This is a genomic window from Stenotrophomonas africana (assembly GCF_013004645.1).
In the GTDB taxonomy this organism is placed as follows: domain Bacteria; phylum Pseudomonadota; class Gammaproteobacteria; order Xanthomonadales; family Xanthomonadaceae; genus Stenotrophomonas; species Stenotrophomonas africana.
Genome location: NZ_JABEME010000001.1, coordinates 831,166 through 847,538, shown reverse-complemented (window position 1 = coordinate 847,538; position 16,373 = coordinate 831,166). Strand labels below are relative to the sequence as shown.

Below are 16,373 nucleotides of genomic sequence, written 5' to 3'. Positions count from 1 at the left end.
GCGGCAACGCTGCCGCCAGCACGGATCGTTACGACTGGCGCGGCTTGAGGTTCTGCACCTTATAGAAGGTGTGATCGCCGATGGTGGCCACCTGGTAGGCGTTGCGCCAGTTCGGGCTGGCAATGGACAGCGCGGCGAAGTGGCTGGCACCGGGCACGATCTCGCGGCGCTCGCCGGCCGGCAGCGCCCAGTTGCGCTCGGCGTCGAAGGCCACGTTCATCGCCTCGCTCCAGGCCGCGTCATTGCCCAGCTGGGTGCCGGGGGAGACGATGGTCGGCGCGAACTGCTTGCGTGCGGTGACCACCTGGCACATCGAGTCGCCCCACAGGCCACTGTCGAGGCGACGCAGGGCGACCTCGGCGACGGCTTGCTGGCCGCGCAGGGTCTGGTCGCGGGCTTCCAGGTAAACGGTGGTGCTCAAACACAATGAATCAGCGGCCGGCTGCGGCAACAACTGCGACAGCCAGAGAATCCAGGCCAGTTTCATATAACTCCTTGCTCCGTGTGGGCCGCACCCTCCAGTTCCAGCCGCGGGGGCGACAGGAGGCGGGGTACGACTTGGCGTCATGGGGAGGCGGCCATCGGGGCCGCCCCGTGGGCAACCCCAAAAGAAACGATCAATACCGATCGAGGGGGCTGCGCCGGCTCACCGGAAACTGGCTGGTGAGCGGAAAGATGGCGCAAGGTAGGGGGGCATAGCCGAACGCATCGTGAACCGTCCGGCTTGACATTCAGGTTCTGCAGGGGTGACGGAAATCACATTCCGCCCCCCATTCAGGCGCCCATCAGAGCGCGGCGGCGACCCGGCTGCCCTGGTCGATGGCCCGCTTGGCGTCCAGCTCGGCCGCTACATCGGCACCGCCGATCAGCTGCGCGTTGATGCCGGCGGCCTGCAGTTCGGCCTGCAATGCACGGTTCGGTTCCTGCCCGGCGCAGATCACCACATGATCGACCGGCAGCAGCTGTTCGCTGCCTTCCACGCGGATGCGCAGGCCTTCGTCGTCCACGCCCAGGTACTCGACGCCACCGAGCATGCGCACGCCCTTGGCCTTCAGCGTGGCGCGGTGGATCCAGCCGGTGGTCTTGCCCAGTCGTGCGCCGGGCTTGCCCGGGCTGCGCTGCAGCAGCCACAGTCGCCGCGGGGATGCCTCGACCTCGGGCCGGGCCAACGCACCACGGGCCTCGAAGCTGCTGTCCACGCCCCATTCGGCCATCCAGCGCTGCGGGTCCAGCGAGGGCGACTCGCCGGCATGGCTGAGGAACTCGCCGACGTCGAAGCCGATGCCGCCGGCGCCGATGATCGCCGCATTGGCGCCCACCGTGACCCGGCCCAGCAGCACGTCCAGGTAGCTGACCACCTTGGCGTGGTCCGCCCCGGGGAAGTCGACCTTGCGCGGGGTGATGCCGGTAGCTAGCACCACCTCGTCGAAGCCGGCCAGGGTGGCGGCATCGGCACGGGTGCCCAAGCGCAGCTGCACACCGGTTTCGGCCAGCTTGTGGCGGAAGTAGCGCAGGGTCTCGTGGAACTCTTCCTTGCCGGGGATGCGCTTGGCCACGTTGAACTGGCCGCCGATCTCGTCGCCGGCGTCGAACAGGGTGACCTGGTGGCCGCGCTCGGCGGCGACGGTGGCGCAGGCCAGGCCGGCGGGGCCGGCGCCGACCACGGCGACCTTCTTCGGGGCCTGGGTGGGGCGATAGACCAGCTCGGTCTCGTGTGCGGCGCGCGGATTGACCAGGCAGCTGGCCAGCTTGTTCTCGAATACGTGGTCCAGGCAGGCCTGGTTGCAGGCGATGCAGGTGTTGATCGCCTCGGCGCGGCCGGCGCGTGCCTTGTTCGGCCACTGCGGGTCGGCCAGCAGCGGGCGCGCCAGCGACACCATGTCGGCGCCGCCATCGGCCAGGATGCGCTCGGCGACCTCTGGCATGTTGATGCGGTTGGTTGCCACCAGCGGTACCTTCACATGCGGCTTGAGCTTGGCGGTGACACCGGCAAAGGCGGCGCGCGGCACCGACGTGGCAATCGTCGGGATACGCGCTTCGTGCCAGCCGATACCGGAATTGATGATCGTCGCGCCGGCGGCCTCGATGGCCTTCGCCTGCTGCACGATCTCTTCCCAGTTGCTGCCGTCCTCCACCAGGTCCACCAGTGACAGCCGGTAGATGATGATGAAGTCCGGGCCACAGGCCTCGCGGATGCGGCGCACGATCTCCACCGCGAAGCGCATGCGCTGACTGGCATCACCGCCCCAACGGTCGATGCGCTTGTTGGTGCGCGGGGCGATGAACTCGTTGATGAGGTAGCCCTCCGAGCCCATGACTTCGACGCCGTCGTAGCCAGCCTCGCGGGCCAGCTTCGCGCTGCGTGCGTAGTCGGCGATATGGCGTTCGACGCCACCGGCCGAGAGCGCGCGCGGGGTGAACGGGTTGATCGGTGCCTTCAGCTTCGACGGTGCCACTGACAACGGGTGGTAGGCATAGCGGCCGGCATGCAGCAGCTGCAGGCAGATCTTCGCGCCGTGCTGGTGCGCGGCGGCGGTGAGCTGGCGGTGCGGGCGCACTTCCCAGGGCCAGGACAGCTTGCCGCCGAACGGCTTCAACCAGCCCACCACGTTCGGTGCGAAGCCACCGGTGACGATCAGGCCGACGCCGCCCTCGGCGCGTTCGGCGAAATAGGCCGCCAGCCGTGGGAAATCACGGGCGCGATCTTCCAGGCCGGTGTGCATCGAGCCCATCAATACGCGGTTGCGCAGCTGGGTGAAGCCCAGGTCCAGCGGGGCGAACAGGTGGGGATAGGCGCTTTCGTTGGCTGGCGACATGGTCGATACGCTTGCGTACGGAAGCGCGAAGCGTGCCGCGAAACGGCGGCCGGGGCAAGGGCCAGCCTGCTGAGCAGTGCCGGCCGCAGTCTGACGGTCTGGTAGTGCCGGCCGCTGGCCGGAATCCCGATCAACTCACGGTGATTGCGGTTGCCGGCCAGCGGCCGGCACTACCGGAGCAGGCCGGCCGATCCCGAACCAGCCCAGCGTCACCCCGCACAGCGGGCCGATCAGCAGGGCGAAGGCGAGGGTGCCGAGGCCGACGTTGCCGCCCAGCCACCAGCCGAGCAACAGCACGCTGCCCTCGATCAGGCTGCGCACCTTCCAGATCGGCCAGCCGGTGCGGGCGTGCAGACCGGTCATCAGGCCATCGCGCGGGCCGGGGCCCAGCTTGGCGCCGATGTACAGGCCGGTGGCCAGCGCGACCAGCAGCATGCCGGTGCAGAACATCGCCACCTGCCAGCCGAGGCCGACGGCTGGCGGCAGCAGCCACAGGCCGAACTGCGCGGATGGGCCGATCAGCATCACGTTGAGCACGGTGCCGACGCCCGGCTTCTGGCGCAACGGCCACCACAGCAGCAGCACCAGCGCACCGATGACGTTGGTGGCCAGGCCGAAGGACAGCGGGGTCTGTGCGGCGATGCCCTGCGACAGCACATCCCACGGCGCCACGCCGATGGCTGCACGGATCATCAGCGATGCGCCGAAGCCGTAGAGGAACAGGCCGGTGATCAGCTGCAGCAGGCGCAGGGGCAGGGCGGTGGGCATGGCACGCTCGGGGGAGGGGAGGATCTGTTTCCACCGTAATCCCGATTCATCCGTCGCCATAGATACAGATGCCGGCCAATACGCTGCCACAGGCGGGATCTGTAGAGCCGAGCCCATGCCCGGCTGGCGGTGTCAGGCAAAGCAGCCGAGCATGGGCTCGGCTCTACGTCGGCGTTCCAGCCTGGCTCAATCGTCCCAGCCCGCCAGTGCCAGCTTGCCAAGCGTGCGCCCGCTGGCCAGACGCTGATGCGCGATGTCCAGGTTGGCCGCATTGATCGTGCCCAGTACCTCGCTGAGAGTGCCCCGCAGCTGGCCGGCGTCGATCATGCTGGCCGCGCGGCTGAGGATGCGGTGCTGTTCGATGCGGTCGGCGGTGGCGAAGCGTGCGCGCGCGAACATGAATTCCCAGTGGATACCGATGCACTTGGCCTTGTACGGATCTCCGATGCGCAGCGCACCGCGCGGTTCGACGATCAGGCCGACATGGCCCTGCGGCGCCAGCAGCTGGCCCAGTTCATCCCAGTAGTGGTCGGTGTCGGCCAGATTGAGCGCGACATGTACCGCATCGATGCCCAGCGCCTGCAACTGCGCCAGCAGCGGTCGGTTGTGGTCCACCACATGCTGCGCACCCATCTGCCGGCACCAGTCGGCCGAGGACGCACGGGAGGCGGTGGCGATCACCTCGAAGCCCGCATGGCGGGCCAGCTGGATCGCCATCGATCCGACGCCGCCCGCACCGCCGATCACCAACAGGTGCTGGCCGGCATGACGGCGGTCATCCAACTGCAACGGCATGCGCTGGAACAGCAGTTCCCAGGCGGTGAGCGTGGTCAGCGGCAGGGCGGCCGCTTCAGCGAAATCCAGCGTGGTCGGCTTGCGTGCGACCAGGCGTTCATCCACCCATTGGTACTGCGCATTGCAGCCCGGGCGGGTGACATCGCCGGCGTAATAGACCTCGTCGCCGGAGGCGAACAGGCTGGCCTCTTCGCCGATTGCTTCGACCACGCCGGACGCGTCCCAACCGAGCACGCGGGGCGCCTCGAGCGAGGCCGGATCAGTGGCCGCGCGCTGCTTGCCATCGACGGGGTTGACCGAGACTGCTTCGACGCGGATCAGCAGGTCACGACCGCGTGGAGGCAGGGGTGGGGGCAGCTGGACATCGCGCAGTGCGGGGGCGGATTCACGACTCAGGGCGACAGCTTTCATCTCGGCTCCGGCTGGGTTCGTGGCCTCATCATAAGGTTCCTCACGTTTCCGCAAGCGCGCTGAACTGTCTGAAGCACGCCGTTGCGGAATATGTCGCTTTTCCCGCCTAAACACCGTTAAACCCTTGCAGCGCGAAGGTCTTGCGGATTTTCATCATCCTGTATAGGGTTTCAACGTCGGACCGGTGGAGGGTCGGGCACAACACTTCACATGTTACGGGACTGTTAACATGACCTTCACCCGCCTGAGCATAATGTTCGCGGCGGTGGCGTGCTGAATCGGCTGTCGAACATCGACGCAGTAGTGCTGGCCCATGCCTCTACCGGTTTCATACCCCCGAAATAGGAGCTGTACTCAATGAACAAGAAGATCCTTACTGCCGCGCTGCTGGGTGGTCTGGCTTTCGCCCAGGCTGCCTCCGCGCAGGAGTTCGATGACCGCTGGTACCTGACCGGTTCGGCCGGCTTCAACTTCCAGGACAGCGACCGTCTGACCAATGACGCTCCGTTCGTGACCCTGGGCCTGGGTAAGTTCATCAGCCCGAACTGGTCGCTGGACGGTGAGCTGAACTATCAGAACCCGAACTTCGATTCGAACAAGGACCTGAACTGGTCGCAGTACGGCGTCTCGCTGGACCTGCGTCGCCACTTCATCAAGGAAGGCCGCGGCTGGAATCCGTACATCCTGGGTGGCCTGGGCTACCAGAAGTCGGAAGAGTCCTACCCGTTCGATGCCACCGGCCCGCGCAAGCGTAAGGACGGCAACGCTGCCGCCAAGGTCGGCGTCGGTCTGCAGACCACCTTCGAGAAGCGCGTTGCCGTGCGTGCCGAAGTCGCCTACCGCGCTGACTTCGACGACCAGAGCATTGCTGCACGTGACGAAAGCTGGTTCGGCGACGTGCTGGCTTCGGTCGGCGTCGTGATCCCGCTGGGCCCGGCTCCGGTCGCGGCTGCTCCGGCTCCGGCTCCGGTTGCCCCGAGCTGCGCCGACCTGGATGACGACGGTGACGGCGTCAACAACTGCGACGACAAGTGCCCGAACTCGCAGCCGGGTCAGACCATCGGTCCGGACGGTTGCCCGGTGCCGGTCTCCATCGACCTGAAGGGCGTCAACTTCGACTTCGACAAGTCGAACCTGCGTCCGGACGCCGTGGCGATCCTGAGCGAAGCCACCGAGATCCTGAAGCGTTACCCGGATCTGCGCGTTGAAGTCGCCGGTCACACCGACTCGAAGGGTACCGACGCTTACAACCAGAAGCTGTCGGAGCGTCGTGCGACTGCCGTGTACAACTACCTGACCAAGAACGGCGTTGACGCCGGTCGCCTGGTCGGCCCGATCGGCTACGGCGAGAGCCGTCCGATTGCTCCGAACACCAACCCGGATGGTTCGGACAACCCGGAAGGTCGCGCCAAGAACCGTCGTACCGAGCTGAACGTCCAGAACTAAGTTCTGACGCTCTGCCAGTAAGACACAGCAGGACCCGGCTTCGGCCGGGTCTTGTTGTTTCTGCGGCCGGGAATATCGAATTTCATGCGTGAGGACAACCGTTCGTCGGGATTTTGTCCGCAAAACCAATGAGTTGCCGTATTCATTGAAAGTGGCGCTTGAAAGCTGACGCGGCATTGCTAAACTCGCCGCGTCACTTCCTTCCGTGGATGTCCCTCATGCTGCGCTCTGCATCGGCCGCCGTTCTGGCGCTGGCCCTGGTTCCCGCCGCCCACGCTGCGGTCGATTGCTCGGTCAACACCAGCGCATCGCCGCTGCCGTTGCCGGCCACGACCATCGCGCCGGTGGCCGACGAGCTGTACATCCGTGGCAATCAGCTGGGCATGCCGGCCGGCGTGCTGAGCGGCAATTACGATCCGTCGCAGTCGCTGGACCAGGTGCTGCAGCGCCTGCGCATCGATGGCTGCCAGAACATCGCCAAGGCCATCCCGAGCGCGCCGGCAGTGAAGCCGAACGACCCGGCGGCCTACAAGCCGCAGACCGAATTCGACAACACGCCCTGGCGCTTCGACATGAGCCAGAACGGCAAGCGCATGACCGCCGAAGAGTTCGACGCCTGGATGAAGGCGCGTGGCGTGCGTGTGGTCAAGGCGCGTCCGGCTCCGGCCGCCACTCCGGCCCCGGCCGAAGCACCGGCTGAGACCAAGCCGGTCGACAAGAAGTAAGCGCCGCGGGGAGCAGAGGCTTGCGCACGCGCCGCCCACCTGCCGCCCCCGCCGCCCGCTCCCACGCATCGCGTGGGCGTGCGACTCCGAATGTCTCCAGTGGCGTGCGCCATGGCCTGGCGCGCGTGCTGTCCAAGGCCGGCGTGTGCTCGCGCAGCGAGGCCGCGCGCTGGATCGCCGAAGGGCGCGTGCGTGTCTCCGGCCGCATCGTGCGTGATCCTGAGTTCCCGATTGGCCAGCCGGCGCCGCCGATCGAGGTCGATGGCCAGCCTATGGGCGCGCCGCAGCGCCTGTACCTGATGCTCAACAAGCCGCGCGGCGTGGTGACCACGGCGCAGGACGAGCGTGGCCGCGACACCGTCTACCGCTGCTTTGATGGTGCCGGTCTGCCATGGATCGCGCCGGTCGGGCGCCTGGACAAGGCCAGCGAAGGGCTGTTGCTGTTCAGCAACGATCCGCAGTGGGCTGCGCGCCTGACCGACCCCCAGACCGGCCCGGACAAGACCTACCACGTGCAGGTGGATGGCCTGCCCGATGACACCACTCTGGCGGCACTGCAGGCCGGCGTGGAGGACGAGGGCGAGTTCCTCGTTGCCCAGGCCGTGCGCGTGCTACGCAGTGGCGACAAGACCGCATGGCTGGAGGTGGTCCTCGACGAGGGCCGCAACCGCCATATCCGCCGCCTGTTGGCGGCCTTCGACCTGCAGGTGCTGCGCCTGGTCCGGGTCGCGATCGGTGGGCTGGCGCTCGGCGATCTCGGCAAGGGCCAGTGGCGGATGCTGGAGGTCAGTGACCAGCAGCGGCTGGGGGCCGCTGCACCGGGCTGATCATCGCCCGCGGCCGGCGGGTGCCGGCCACCGTTCCAGGCGTAGGGGGCGCCTGGTTGCTGAATTTCCCGAACGGAGCCTGCCATGTACCACCCGACCCTCAACCAAACCCTGCGCTGCGCAGGCCTGCTGCTGCCGATGGTGCTGCTGACCGCCTGTGGTGGCCACAAGAAGGTGGCCAAGGCGGAAACGCCGGCCGAAACCCCGGTGGTGGAAGTGAAGACCCCGGAGCTGGATGGCCGCGGCAGCTACCGCTTCCTGATGAGCAACGGCGACAAGAAGATGACCGCCGACGAGTTCGATGCCTGGATGAAGGCCAACGGCATCCGCGTTGCCAAGGGCAACGGCCAGGACGCTGCCGCCAAGCCGGTGGTGGTGGTGGCCAGCAAGGACGAGCCGAAGGGCAAGAAGAAAAAGAAGTGATGCCGGCAGGTGCCGACTTCGGTCGGCACGCCATCAGGCCCGGTAGGTGCCGACCCTGGTCGGCACGCTTTGTCCGTTGGGATCAGCCCTTGATCACGCCCAGCTCGACACCGATGCGGGTGAACGCATCAATCGCGCGGTCCAGATGCTCGCGGCTGTGCGCGGCGCTGATCTGGGTGCGGATGCGGGCCTGGCCCTTGGGCACCACCGGGAAGAAGAAACCGATCGCGTAGATGCCTTCTTCGAGCAGGCGCTCGGCGAACTTCTGCGCCAGCGGTGCGTCGTACAGCATCACCGGGCTGATCGGGTGCACACCCGGCTTCACGTCGAAACCGGCTGCGATCATCTTTTCGCGGAAGTAGCGGGTGTTTTCCACCAGGGTGTCGCGCAGGTCGTCAGCGGCGGCCAGCATCTCGAACGCTTTGATGCCGGCGGCCACCACATGCGGCGGCAGCGAGTTGGAGAACAGGTACGGCCGCGAACGCTGGCGCAGCAGTTCGATCACCTCGGCGCTGGCGCAGGTGAAGCCGCCCAGTGCGCCGCCCATGGCTTTGCCCAGGGTGCCGGTGATGATGTCGATCTTCTCCAGCACACCCTTCACTTCGGCCGAACCACGGCCGGTGGCACCCAGGAAGCCGGTGGCGTGGCACTCATCGATGTGCACCAGCGCGTTGTACTTCTTCGCCAGTGCGGTGATTTCGTCCAGCGGCGCGATGAAGCCGTCCATCGAGAACACGCCGTCGGTGGTGATCAGCTTGGTCTTGCAGCCGGCGGCATCGGCGGCCTGCAGCTGGGCTTCCAGGTCGGCCATGTCGCAGTTGGCGTAGCGGAAACGCTTGGCTTTGCACAGGCGCACGCCGTCGATGATCGAAGCATGGTTCAGTGCATCGGAAATGATCGCGTCGTTCTCGCCGAGCAGCGGTTCGAACAGGCCGCCGTTGGCGTCGAAGCAGGCGGCGTACAGGATGGTGTCCTGCTTGCCGAAGAAGTCGGCGATCTGCTTCTCCAGCTGCTTGTGCAGGTCCTGGGTACCGCAGATGAAGCGTACCGAGGCCATGCCGAAGCCGTGGGTATCCAGCGCATCCTTGGCGGCCTGGATCAGGTCCGGATGGTCGGCCAGGCCCAGGTAGTTGTTGGCACAGAAATTCAGCACCGTGCGGCCGTCCTCGAGGGTGATCTCGGCCGACTGCGGGCTGGTGATGATCCGCTCGGACTTGAACAGGCCCTGGGCGCGGATGGCGTCCAGTTCCTCGGCGTAGTGGCGGGTCAGGGCGGAGGAGGCGTCGGTCATGGCGTGGGCACGGCTCTGAACGGGGAAACCGCTGATTCTACCGGGCATCACCGCTTGCCGACCGGCCTGATCGGGGCACCGCCATGGCCGGCACATGTTGCATCGCAATAGCAAACGGGTTAAAAATTCGTGAACCGGGGCTGTCTGGCTCCGGTCGCTGCGCCCCCGCTGCAGATCCCGCCTTCCACGCCACCGACCCCACCGGAGACGCTCATGAAGCACGCCCGTGCCTGCCTCGCCATTGCCGCTGCCCTGACCCTGGCCGCCCCGTTCGCCGCCAGCGCCCAGGAAAACGAATCGCCGTACAGCTGGAATGTCACCGCCGTTTCCGATTACCTGTTCCGTGGTGTGTCGCAGACCGATGAGGATCCGACCCTGCAGGCCGGCTTCACCTACACCAGCCCGGTCGGCCTGTATGCCGGCGTATGGGGCTCAGGCGTCGACTTCGGTGCCGGCGATCCGAAGACCGAGATCGACTACCTGATCGGCTACGGCGTGGACGTGACCGAGCGCGTCAACTTCGACGTGCTGTTGAACCGTTACACCTACCTCAAGTCCAGCCACCAGAACTACAACGAGCTGATCACCACCACTACGCTGGATGACACCTACAAGCTGACGGTGGCCTACACCAACGATGTCTGGAACAGCAGCACCGATGGCTGGTACTTCGGCCTGGGCGGCAGCTGGGGCCTGCCGAAGGACTTCACCCTGAATGCCAACGTCGGTCGTAGCACCTTCGAGGACGGCATCGCCAAGGACTACACCGACTGGAACGTCGGCGTCGCGCGCCAGTTCGGCCTGTTCAACGTCGGCCTGGGCTACTACGGCACCGACGGCAACGGCCGCGACAACTCCGGCAAGCTGGCCCACAGCCGGGTGATGCTGAGCGTCGCCGTAGGCAAGTAACGCCGCAGGCGTTACGGTAGGTGCCAGGCTTGCCTGGCACGCTTTACGAGAAAGGCGCCCCATGGGCGCCTTTTTCAATTCCAAGGCGTGCGGCGACGCCGGGCATGGCCCGGCGCTACCGTGGGCCGGATCAGTTCCAGCTCAACACGACCTTGCCGGCCTTGCCTTCTTCCATCAGGTCGAAGCCCTTCTGGAAGTCGTCGATCGGCAGCTGGTGGGTCATCACCTTGCCCAGCGGGAAACCGGACAGCACCAGCTGGGTCATCTTGTACCAGGTCTCGTACATCTTGCGGCCGTAGATGCCCTGCACGGTCAGGCCCTTGAAGATGATCTTGTCCCAGTCGCAGCCGGCGCCCTTGGGCATGATGCCGAGCATGGCGATCTTGCCGCCGTGGTACATGCAGTCGAGCATGTCGTTGAACGCACGCGGGTTGCCGCTCATTTCCAGGCCCACGTCGAAGCCCTCCATGTGCAGTTCCTTCATCACGTCCTTCAACGAGGTGTTGGCGACGTTGACCACGCGGGTGGCGCCCATGTCGGCGGCCAGCTTCAGGCGGAAATCGTTGACGTCGGTGACCACCACGTTGCGCGCACCGATGTGCTTGCAGATGCCGGCGGCGATGATGCCGATCGGGCCGGCACCGGTGATCAGCACGTCCTCGCCGATCACGTTGAACTCCAGCGCACAGTGCGCGGCGTTGCCGTACGGGTCGAAGAACGCAGCCAGCTCCGACGGGATCTGGTCCGGGATCGGCCACAGGTTGCTGGCCGGCATCACCATGTATTCGGCGAAGGCGCCGTTGACGTTGACGCCGATGCCGACGGTGTTCGGGCACAGGTGCGGGCGGCCGCCACGGCAGTTGCGGCAGTGGCCGCAGACGATGTGGCCTTCGGCCGAGACGCGCTGGCCGATCTCATAGCCGGTCACGCCCGGGCCGATTTCGGCGACGCGACCGACGAATTCATGGCCGATGGTCAGGCCCGGCTTGATGGTGCGCTGGCTCCACTCGTCCCACAGGTAGATGTGCAGGTCGGTACCGCAGATCGCGGTCTTCTCCAGCTTGATCAGGACCTCGTTCGGGCCCGGGGTCGGCACCGGAACTTCTTCCAGCCAGATGCCCTTGGCCGCTTCGCGCTTGACCAGGGCCTTCATCGTTTGCTGCGCCATCGGGGTGGAACTCATCAGGGGGAAAGCGCGGATTATAGGGTGCCGCGCGGATTTCCCATGTTGCGCTGCGGGTGCATTGGCGGAACGAAAGGCGTGCGCCGGCGGGCGTTTCGAACGTACTGCAAACAGCAGCGCCTCCTTGATTCCGAGGGAGGGGGCGTGGTCACCCTGGCCGGGACACGCAAAAGCCCATCCATGGTGCTCGATGGCGCCTTGCTCGTGCGCGCTGTCCTGCGCACACGGCAAGACCGGGGTTGGGCGTCCTGCCCAACCCGCCAGTCGCATGCGCCCGGCCCATGGCGCCAACGGTCCCGGCCAGGGTGACCACGCCCCCTCTGGACGATTCCATGTGCGCGGCCGACGCGCGCATGGCAGAGCAAGAAGTAGGCCCATGACTTCCGGGGTTCGGGCCGGGGCAGGGCCGCGGGCTACAATCGAGGGTTCCACTACCAGGGGCCGCTCCATGCGCTCGAACCTGCTTGCATTTTCCATCGTCGCCAGCCTCGGGCTGGCCCAGGTCGCCCATGCCGCTGAAGGCATGTGGGTGCCGCAGCAGCTGCCGGAAATCGCCGGCCCGCTGCAGAAGGCCGGCCTGAAGCTGTCTCCGGAACAGCTGTCCAACCTGACCGGCGACCCGATGGGCGCGGTTGTCGCCCTTGGCGGCTGCACCGCCAGCTTCGTCTCGCCGCAGGGCCTGGTGGTCACCAACCACCACTGCGCTTATGGCGCCATCCAGCTGAATTCGACCGCGCAGAAGAACCTGATCAAGGACGGCTTCAACGCGCCGACCCTGAAGGACGAACTGAGCGCCGGCCCGAACGCCCGCGTGTTCGTGCTCGACCAGATCACCGACGTCACCGCCCAGGCCAAGGCCGCCATTGCCGGCGCCGGCAACGACCCGCTGGCCCGCAGCCGCGCGCTGGACGCCTTCGACAAGGCCCAGGTGGCCGCCTGTGAAGCCGATGCCGGCTTCCGCTGCCGCCTGTACAGCTTCTCCGGCGGCAACACCTACCGCCTGTTCCGCAACATGGAAATCAAGGACGTGCGCCTGGTCTACGCGCCCCCGGGCAGCGTCGGCAAGTTCGGCGGCGACGTCGACAACTGGATGTGGCCGCGCCACACCGGCGATTTCTCGTTCTACCGCGCCTACGTGGGCAAGGACGGCAAGCCGGCCGCCTTCGCCGCCGACAATGTGCCGTACCAGCCCAAGCACTTCCTGAAGTTCGCCGACCAGCCGCTGGGCGCCGACGACTTCGTGATGGTGGCCGGCTACCCGGGCCGTACCAACCGTTATGCCCTGGCTGGTGAGTTCAACGAAACCGCCAGCTTCACCTACCCGACCATCGCCAAGCACTACAACGCGGTGCTGAAGATGATCGCCGACGCCGGCAAGGCCGACGCCGACGTCAAGGTGAAGTACGCCGCCACCGCCGCCAGCATGAACAACGTGGCCAAGAACTACCTGGGCCAGCTGGAAGGCTTCAAGCGCATCGACGCCGCTGGCCAGAAGCAGGCCGAGGAAGCCGCCGTGCTGGCGTGGCTGAAGAAGCAGGGCGCTGCCGGCAAGCCGGCCCTGGCCGCACACGCGCAGCTGCTCAAGCATCTGGATAGCAGCAAGTCGACCCGCGAACGCGACCTGTTCGTCGGTCAGTTCAACAACACCTCGGCCGTTGGCGCAGCGATCAGCCTGTACCGCCTGTCGATCGAGCGCAGCAAGCCGGATGCCGAACGCGAAGCCGGTTACCAGGAACGCGACCTGACCACCATCGAAGGTGGCCTGAAGCAGATGGACCGTCGCTACGTGGCGAAGATGGACCAGCAGCTGCAGACCTACTGGCTGGACCAGTACGTGGCTCTGCCGGCCGCACAGCGCGACAACGAAGTGCTGAACAAGTGGCTGGCCGGTAGCGATGCCAACGCAGTCAAGGCGCTGGTGAGCAAGCTGTCGGGCACCGAGCTGGGCAGCCTGGACAACCGGCTGAAGTGGTTCAAGGCCGACCGTGCCGCGTTTGAAGCCAGCAGCGATCCGGCCATCCAGTACGCCGTGGCCGTCATGCCGGCACTGCTGAAGCAGGAAGAGCAGAAGAAGATCCGCGAAGGCGAATCGCTTACCGCACGTCCGCTGTACCTGCAGGCCGTGGCCGACTACAAGAAGAGCCAGGGTGAGTTCGTCTACCCGGACGCCAACCTGTCGCTGCGCATCACCTTCGGCAACGTCATGGGCTATGGCAAGGACGGCGTGACGTACACCCCGTTCACTACCCTGGAAGGCGTGGCGGCGAAGGAAACCGGCGAAGATCCGTTCGATTCGCCGAAGGCGCTGCTCGATGCGGTCAAGGCCAAGCGTTACGGTGGCCTGGAAGACAAGCGCATTGGTTCGGTGCCGGTGAACTTCCTGTCCAACCTGGACATCACCGGCGGCAACTCCGGCTCGCCGGTGCTGGACGCCAACGGCAAGCTGGTTGGCCTGGCCTTCGATGGCAACTGGGAATCGGTCAGCTCCAACTGGGTGTTCGACCCGGTGATGACCCGCATGATCGCCGTCGACAGCCGCTACATGCAGTGGATCATGCAGGAAGTGGCGCCGGCGCCGCAGCTGCTGAAGGAACTGAACCTGGCGAAATAAACCAGTTGCGGTAGTGCCGGCCGCTGGCCGGCAACCTCGACCAGACAGCCGGAGTTTCCAAAACCCCGCGACGCACGTCGCGGGGTTTTTTCATGCCCGGCCCGGCCGGGTGCGCCGAACAGGTATCATCCCTGTTCCGCGGACTTCACAGGATGTGAACGAAACGCGGAAACTTCCTCCCCCCAGGACCCCTTGCACGCATGCGCATCCTGCTTGCCCGCCACGGCGAAACGCCGTGGAACGCCGAAGGCCGCTACCAGGGCCAGATCGATATTCCGCTTTCGCCGATCGGTGAAGCCCAGGCCCAGGCACTGGGTGCCCGCCTGGCCTCGGTGGACATCACCCGTGCCGTCGCCTCGCCGCTGTCGCGCGCGCAGCGCACCGCGCAGCTGGCGCTCGGCGCCGCCCGCGCCGACATGCTGCTGACCGAGCCGGAGCTGCAGGAAATCGCCCACGGCGAATGGGAAGGACTGCTGGCCAGCGAAATCAACGAAAAGGATCCTTCGCGGCTGCAGGCCTGGCGCGAGGAGCCGGATACGGTGCTGATGCCCGGCGGCGAATCGCTGCGCCTGGTGCTGGAGCGCAGCTGGCGCGGCCTGGCCCGCGCCACCGAAGGCCTCGGCGAGCACGACACTCTGCTGGTGGTTGCGCACGATGCGGTCAACCGCGTGATCCTGTGCAAGGTGCTGGGCCTGCCGATTTCCCGCCTGTGGACCTTCCGTCAGGCACCGACCACGCTCAACCTGCTCGAAGGCGCCGATCTGGACAGCCTGGAAGTGGTGCGCCTGAACGACTGCGCCCACCACACGCCGTTCTTCGGCGAAGCCAAGCACCGCGCACTCTGACCCGCCACACCGAACCACCTGTACCTGCTGGAAGCACTGCCGTGACGAACACCCCGACCACCCTGGCCGATTGGCTGGATTACATTGAACGCCAGCACCCGGCGACCATCGACATGGGCCTGGAGCGCGTGCGCGCCGTGGCCACGGCGATGGGTCTTGGCGCGCCGGCCGGGCGCACCATCGTGGTCGGTGGCACCAACGGCAAGGGCTCCACTGTCGCCTTCATCGAGGCCATCGGTCGTGCTGCCGGTTGGAAGGTCGGCGCGTACACGTCGCCGCACCTGCTGCGCTACAACGAGCGCGTGCGCATCGACGGGCAGGACGTGGACGATGCGGCGCTGGTCGCCGCGTTCAACGCCATCGAGGCCGCGCGTGGCGAGATCACGCTGACCTATTTCGAGTACGGCACGCTGGCTGCGCTGCAGCTGTTCGCCGACGCCGGGCTGGACCTGGCGGTACTGGAAGTGGGCCTGGGCGGGCGCCTCGATGCGGTCAACATCGTCGACGCCGACGTGGCGGTGATCACCACCGTCGACATCGACCATGCCGAGTGGCTGGGCGAGGACCGCGAAGCGATCGGCGCCGAGAAGGCCGGCATCATCCGTGGCTGGAAGCCGGTGATCCTGGGCGAGACCGATCCGCCGTCCAGCGTGCTGGCGCGTGCCTATCTGGTGGGTGCCAACGCGATCCGCGGCGGCAGCGACTATTTCTATGAACCGATCGATGCCCAGCGCTGGCGCTGGCGGGATGTCGGCCTGCGCATGGAGCTGCCGACCCCGGCGCTGGCCGGCCCGATCCAGCTGGCCAATGCGGGCGCCGCCATCGCCGCTCTGCGCGCGCTGGACAAGCCGGTGCCGCGTGCGGCGTGGGCCGCCGGGATCGCGGCAGCGCGCATTTCCGGCCGCATGCAGGCATTCGAACGGGATGGCGTGCAGATCCGTGTGGACGTGGGCCACAACCCGCAGGCGGCGGGCCAGCTGGCGCGTGCGCTGAAGGCCGAGGTGTCGGCCGGCCGCACCCTGGCGGTGTACGCCGCGCTGCAGGACAAGGACGCGGTGGGCGTGGTGCAGGCGCTGCAGGATGTGGTGGGCGAGTGGACCCTGGCCGGGCTGGATGGCGCGCGTGGGCAGAGCGCCGCCCAGCTGCAGGCGCGCCTGACCGGCACGGCGGCGGCCAAGGCGCCGCTGGCCGACACCGTCGAACAGGCACTGGCGCAGCTGCTGGCCCAGGCCGAGCGCGGCGACCGCGTGCTGGTATTCGGCTCGTTCCATACCGCCGCTGCAGCCCTGCAATGGCTGCAGGGCGACGCCTGATCCGCGTTCA

The 16,373-nt window shown here is 66.8% G+C and carries 14 protein-coding genes; 8 read left to right on the top strand and 6 right to left on the bottom strand.

Annotation, left to right across the window (positions count from 1 at the left end; genetic code table 11):
- Window positions 1-28: 28 nt before the first annotated feature.
- The 4 genes from HLA98_RS04240 to HLA98_RS04225 form a co-directional block, all read right to left on the bottom strand.
- On the bottom strand, window positions 29-487 hold the full coding sequence (locus HLA98_RS04240; RefSeq protein ID WP_004154513.1) for a cell wall hydrolase: 459 nt from the start codon (window positions 485-487) through the stop codon (window positions 29-31).
- Between the two features lie 298 nt (window positions 488-785).
- A complete protein-coding gene (locus HLA98_RS04235) occupies window positions 786-2,816 on the bottom strand; it encodes an NADPH-dependent 2,4-dienoyl-CoA reductase (protein WP_057499504.1) in 2,031 nt (676 codons plus the stop codon).
- A 135-nt stretch (window positions 2,817-2,951) separates the two neighbouring features.
- The gene (gene yczE / locus HLA98_RS04230) at window positions 2,952-3,584 is read right to left on the bottom strand and encodes a membrane protein YczE (RefSeq protein ID WP_057499503.1); all 633 of its coding nucleotides are present in this window, start codon (window positions 3,582-3,584) and stop codon (window positions 2,952-2,954) included.
- A 186-nt stretch (window positions 3,585-3,770) separates the two neighbouring features.
- A complete protein-coding gene (locus tag HLA98_RS04225; protein WP_057499502.1) occupies window positions 3,771-4,790 on the bottom strand; it encodes a zinc-binding alcohol dehydrogenase family protein in 1,020 nt (339 codons plus the stop codon).
- Between the two features lie 357 nt (window positions 4,791-5,147).
- Between HLA98_RS04225 and HLA98_RS04220 the strand changes: the two genes are divergently transcribed.
- The 4 genes from HLA98_RS04220 to HLA98_RS04205 all read left to right on the top strand — a co-directional run bounded on the left by HLA98_RS04220 (window position 5,148) and on the right by HLA98_RS04205 (window position 8,211).
- The gene (locus tag HLA98_RS04220) at window positions 5,148-6,236 is read left to right on the top strand and encodes an OmpA family protein (RefSeq protein ID WP_049448777.1); all 1,089 of its coding nucleotides are present in this window, start codon (window positions 5,148-5,150) and stop codon (window positions 6,234-6,236) included.
- A 218-nt stretch (window positions 6,237-6,454) separates the two neighbouring features.
- Window positions 6,455-6,961, top strand: a complete 507-nt coding sequence (locus HLA98_RS04215; protein WP_012510168.1) for a hypothetical protein — start codon at window positions 6,455-6,457, stop codon at window positions 6,959-6,961.
- Window positions 6,962-6,981: 20 nt separating this feature from the next.
- Window positions 6,982-7,788, top strand: a complete 807-nt coding sequence (locus HLA98_RS04210; protein WP_165284678.1) for a pseudouridine synthase — start codon at window positions 6,982-6,984, stop codon at window positions 7,786-7,788.
- 84 nt (window positions 7,789-7,872) lie between these two features.
- Window positions 7,873-8,211 carry a hypothetical protein gene (locus tag HLA98_RS04205; RefSeq protein ID WP_057499955.1) on the top strand — a complete coding sequence of 113 codons (339 nt, stop codon included), beginning with the start codon at window positions 7,873-7,875 and terminating at the stop codon, window positions 8,209-8,211.
- Window positions 8,212-8,293: 82 nt separating this feature from the next.
- Here HLA98_RS04205 and kbl read toward each other — a convergent pair whose 3' ends face one another.
- Window positions 8,294-9,502, bottom strand: coding sequence for a glycine C-acetyltransferase (gene kbl, locus HLA98_RS04200; RefSeq protein ID WP_057499956.1), 1,209 nt, complete (start codon window positions 9,500-9,502; stop codon window positions 8,294-8,296).
- 213 nt (window positions 9,503-9,715) lie between these two features.
- Between kbl and HLA98_RS04195 the strand changes: the two genes are divergently transcribed.
- The gene (locus HLA98_RS04195; protein WP_057499957.1) at window positions 9,716-10,411 is read left to right on the top strand and encodes a TorF family putative porin; all 696 of its coding nucleotides are present in this window, start codon (window positions 9,716-9,718) and stop codon (window positions 10,409-10,411) included.
- A 130-nt stretch (window positions 10,412-10,541) separates the two neighbouring features.
- Here the strand turns inward: HLA98_RS04195 and tdh are convergent, their stop codons facing one another.
- Window positions 10,542-11,564, bottom strand: coding sequence for an L-threonine 3-dehydrogenase (gene tdh / locus HLA98_RS04190; protein ID WP_049447308.1), 1,023 nt, complete (start codon window positions 11,562-11,564; stop codon window positions 10,542-10,544).
- A 478-nt stretch (window positions 11,565-12,042) separates the two neighbouring features.
- On the opposite strand from tdh, the gene HLA98_RS04185 reads away from it, so the two are divergent.
- The 3 genes from HLA98_RS04185 (at window position 12,043) to folC (ending at window position 16,363) form a co-directional block, all read left to right on the top strand.
- Window positions 12,043-14,205 carry a S46 family peptidase gene (locus HLA98_RS04185; RefSeq protein WP_057499958.1) on the top strand — a complete coding sequence of 721 codons (2,163 nt, stop codon included), beginning with the start codon at window positions 12,043-12,045 and terminating at the stop codon, window positions 14,203-14,205.
- A 200-nt stretch (window positions 14,206-14,405) separates the two neighbouring features.
- On the top strand, window positions 14,406-15,050 hold the full coding sequence (locus HLA98_RS04180) for a histidine phosphatase family protein (protein WP_010483945.1): 645 nt from the start codon (window positions 14,406-14,408) through the stop codon (window positions 15,048-15,050).
- Window positions 15,051-15,091: 41 nt separating this feature from the next.
- Window positions 15,092-16,363, top strand: coding sequence for a bifunctional tetrahydrofolate synthase/dihydrofolate synthase (gene folC / locus HLA98_RS04175; protein WP_057499959.1), 1,272 nt, complete (start codon window positions 15,092-15,094; stop codon window positions 16,361-16,363).
- Window positions 16,364-16,373 lie beyond the last annotated feature (10 nt).

What these genes read in the sequence shown, in the direction of transcription:
- HLA98_RS04240 (WP_004154513.1), bottom strand. Translation starts at nt 487, where the DNA reads ATGAAACTGGCCTGGATTCTCTGGCTGTCGCAGTTGTTGCCGCAGCCG.
- HLA98_RS04235 (WP_057499504.1), bottom strand. Translation starts at nt 2,816, where the DNA reads ATGTCGCCAGCCAACGAAAGCGCCTATCCCCACCTGTTCGCCCCGCTG.
- yczE (WP_057499503.1), bottom strand. Translation starts at nt 3,584, where the DNA reads ATGCCCACCGCCCTGCCCCTGCGCCTGCTGCAGCTGATCACCGGCCTG.
- HLA98_RS04225 (WP_057499502.1), bottom strand. Translation starts at nt 4,790, where the DNA reads ATGAAAGCTGTCGCCCTGAGTCGTGAATCCGCCCCCGCACTGCGCGAT.
- HLA98_RS04220 (WP_049448777.1), top strand. Translation starts at nt 5,148, where the DNA reads ATGAACAAGAAGATCCTTACTGCCGCGCTGCTGGGTGGTCTGGCTTTC.
- HLA98_RS04215 (WP_012510168.1), top strand. Translation starts at nt 6,455, where the DNA reads ATGCTGCGCTCTGCATCGGCCGCCGTTCTGGCGCTGGCCCTGGTTCCC.
- HLA98_RS04205 (WP_057499955.1), top strand. Translation starts at nt 7,873, where the DNA reads ATGTACCACCCGACCCTCAACCAAACCCTGCGCTGCGCAGGCCTGCTG.
- kbl (WP_057499956.1), bottom strand. Translation starts at nt 9,502, where the DNA reads ATGACCGACGCCTCCTCCGCCCTGACCCGCCACTACGCCGAGGAACTG.
- HLA98_RS04195 (WP_057499957.1), top strand. Translation starts at nt 9,716, where the DNA reads ATGAAGCACGCCCGTGCCTGCCTCGCCATTGCCGCTGCCCTGACCCTG.
- tdh (WP_049447308.1), bottom strand. Translation starts at nt 11,564, where the DNA reads ATGAAGGCCCTGGTCAAGCGCGAAGCGGCCAAGGGCATCTGGCTGGAA.
- HLA98_RS04185 (WP_057499958.1), top strand. Translation starts at nt 12,043, where the DNA reads ATGCGCTCGAACCTGCTTGCATTTTCCATCGTCGCCAGCCTCGGGCTG.
- HLA98_RS04180 (WP_010483945.1), top strand. Translation starts at nt 14,406, where the DNA reads ATGCGCATCCTGCTTGCCCGCCACGGCGAAACGCCGTGGAACGCCGAA.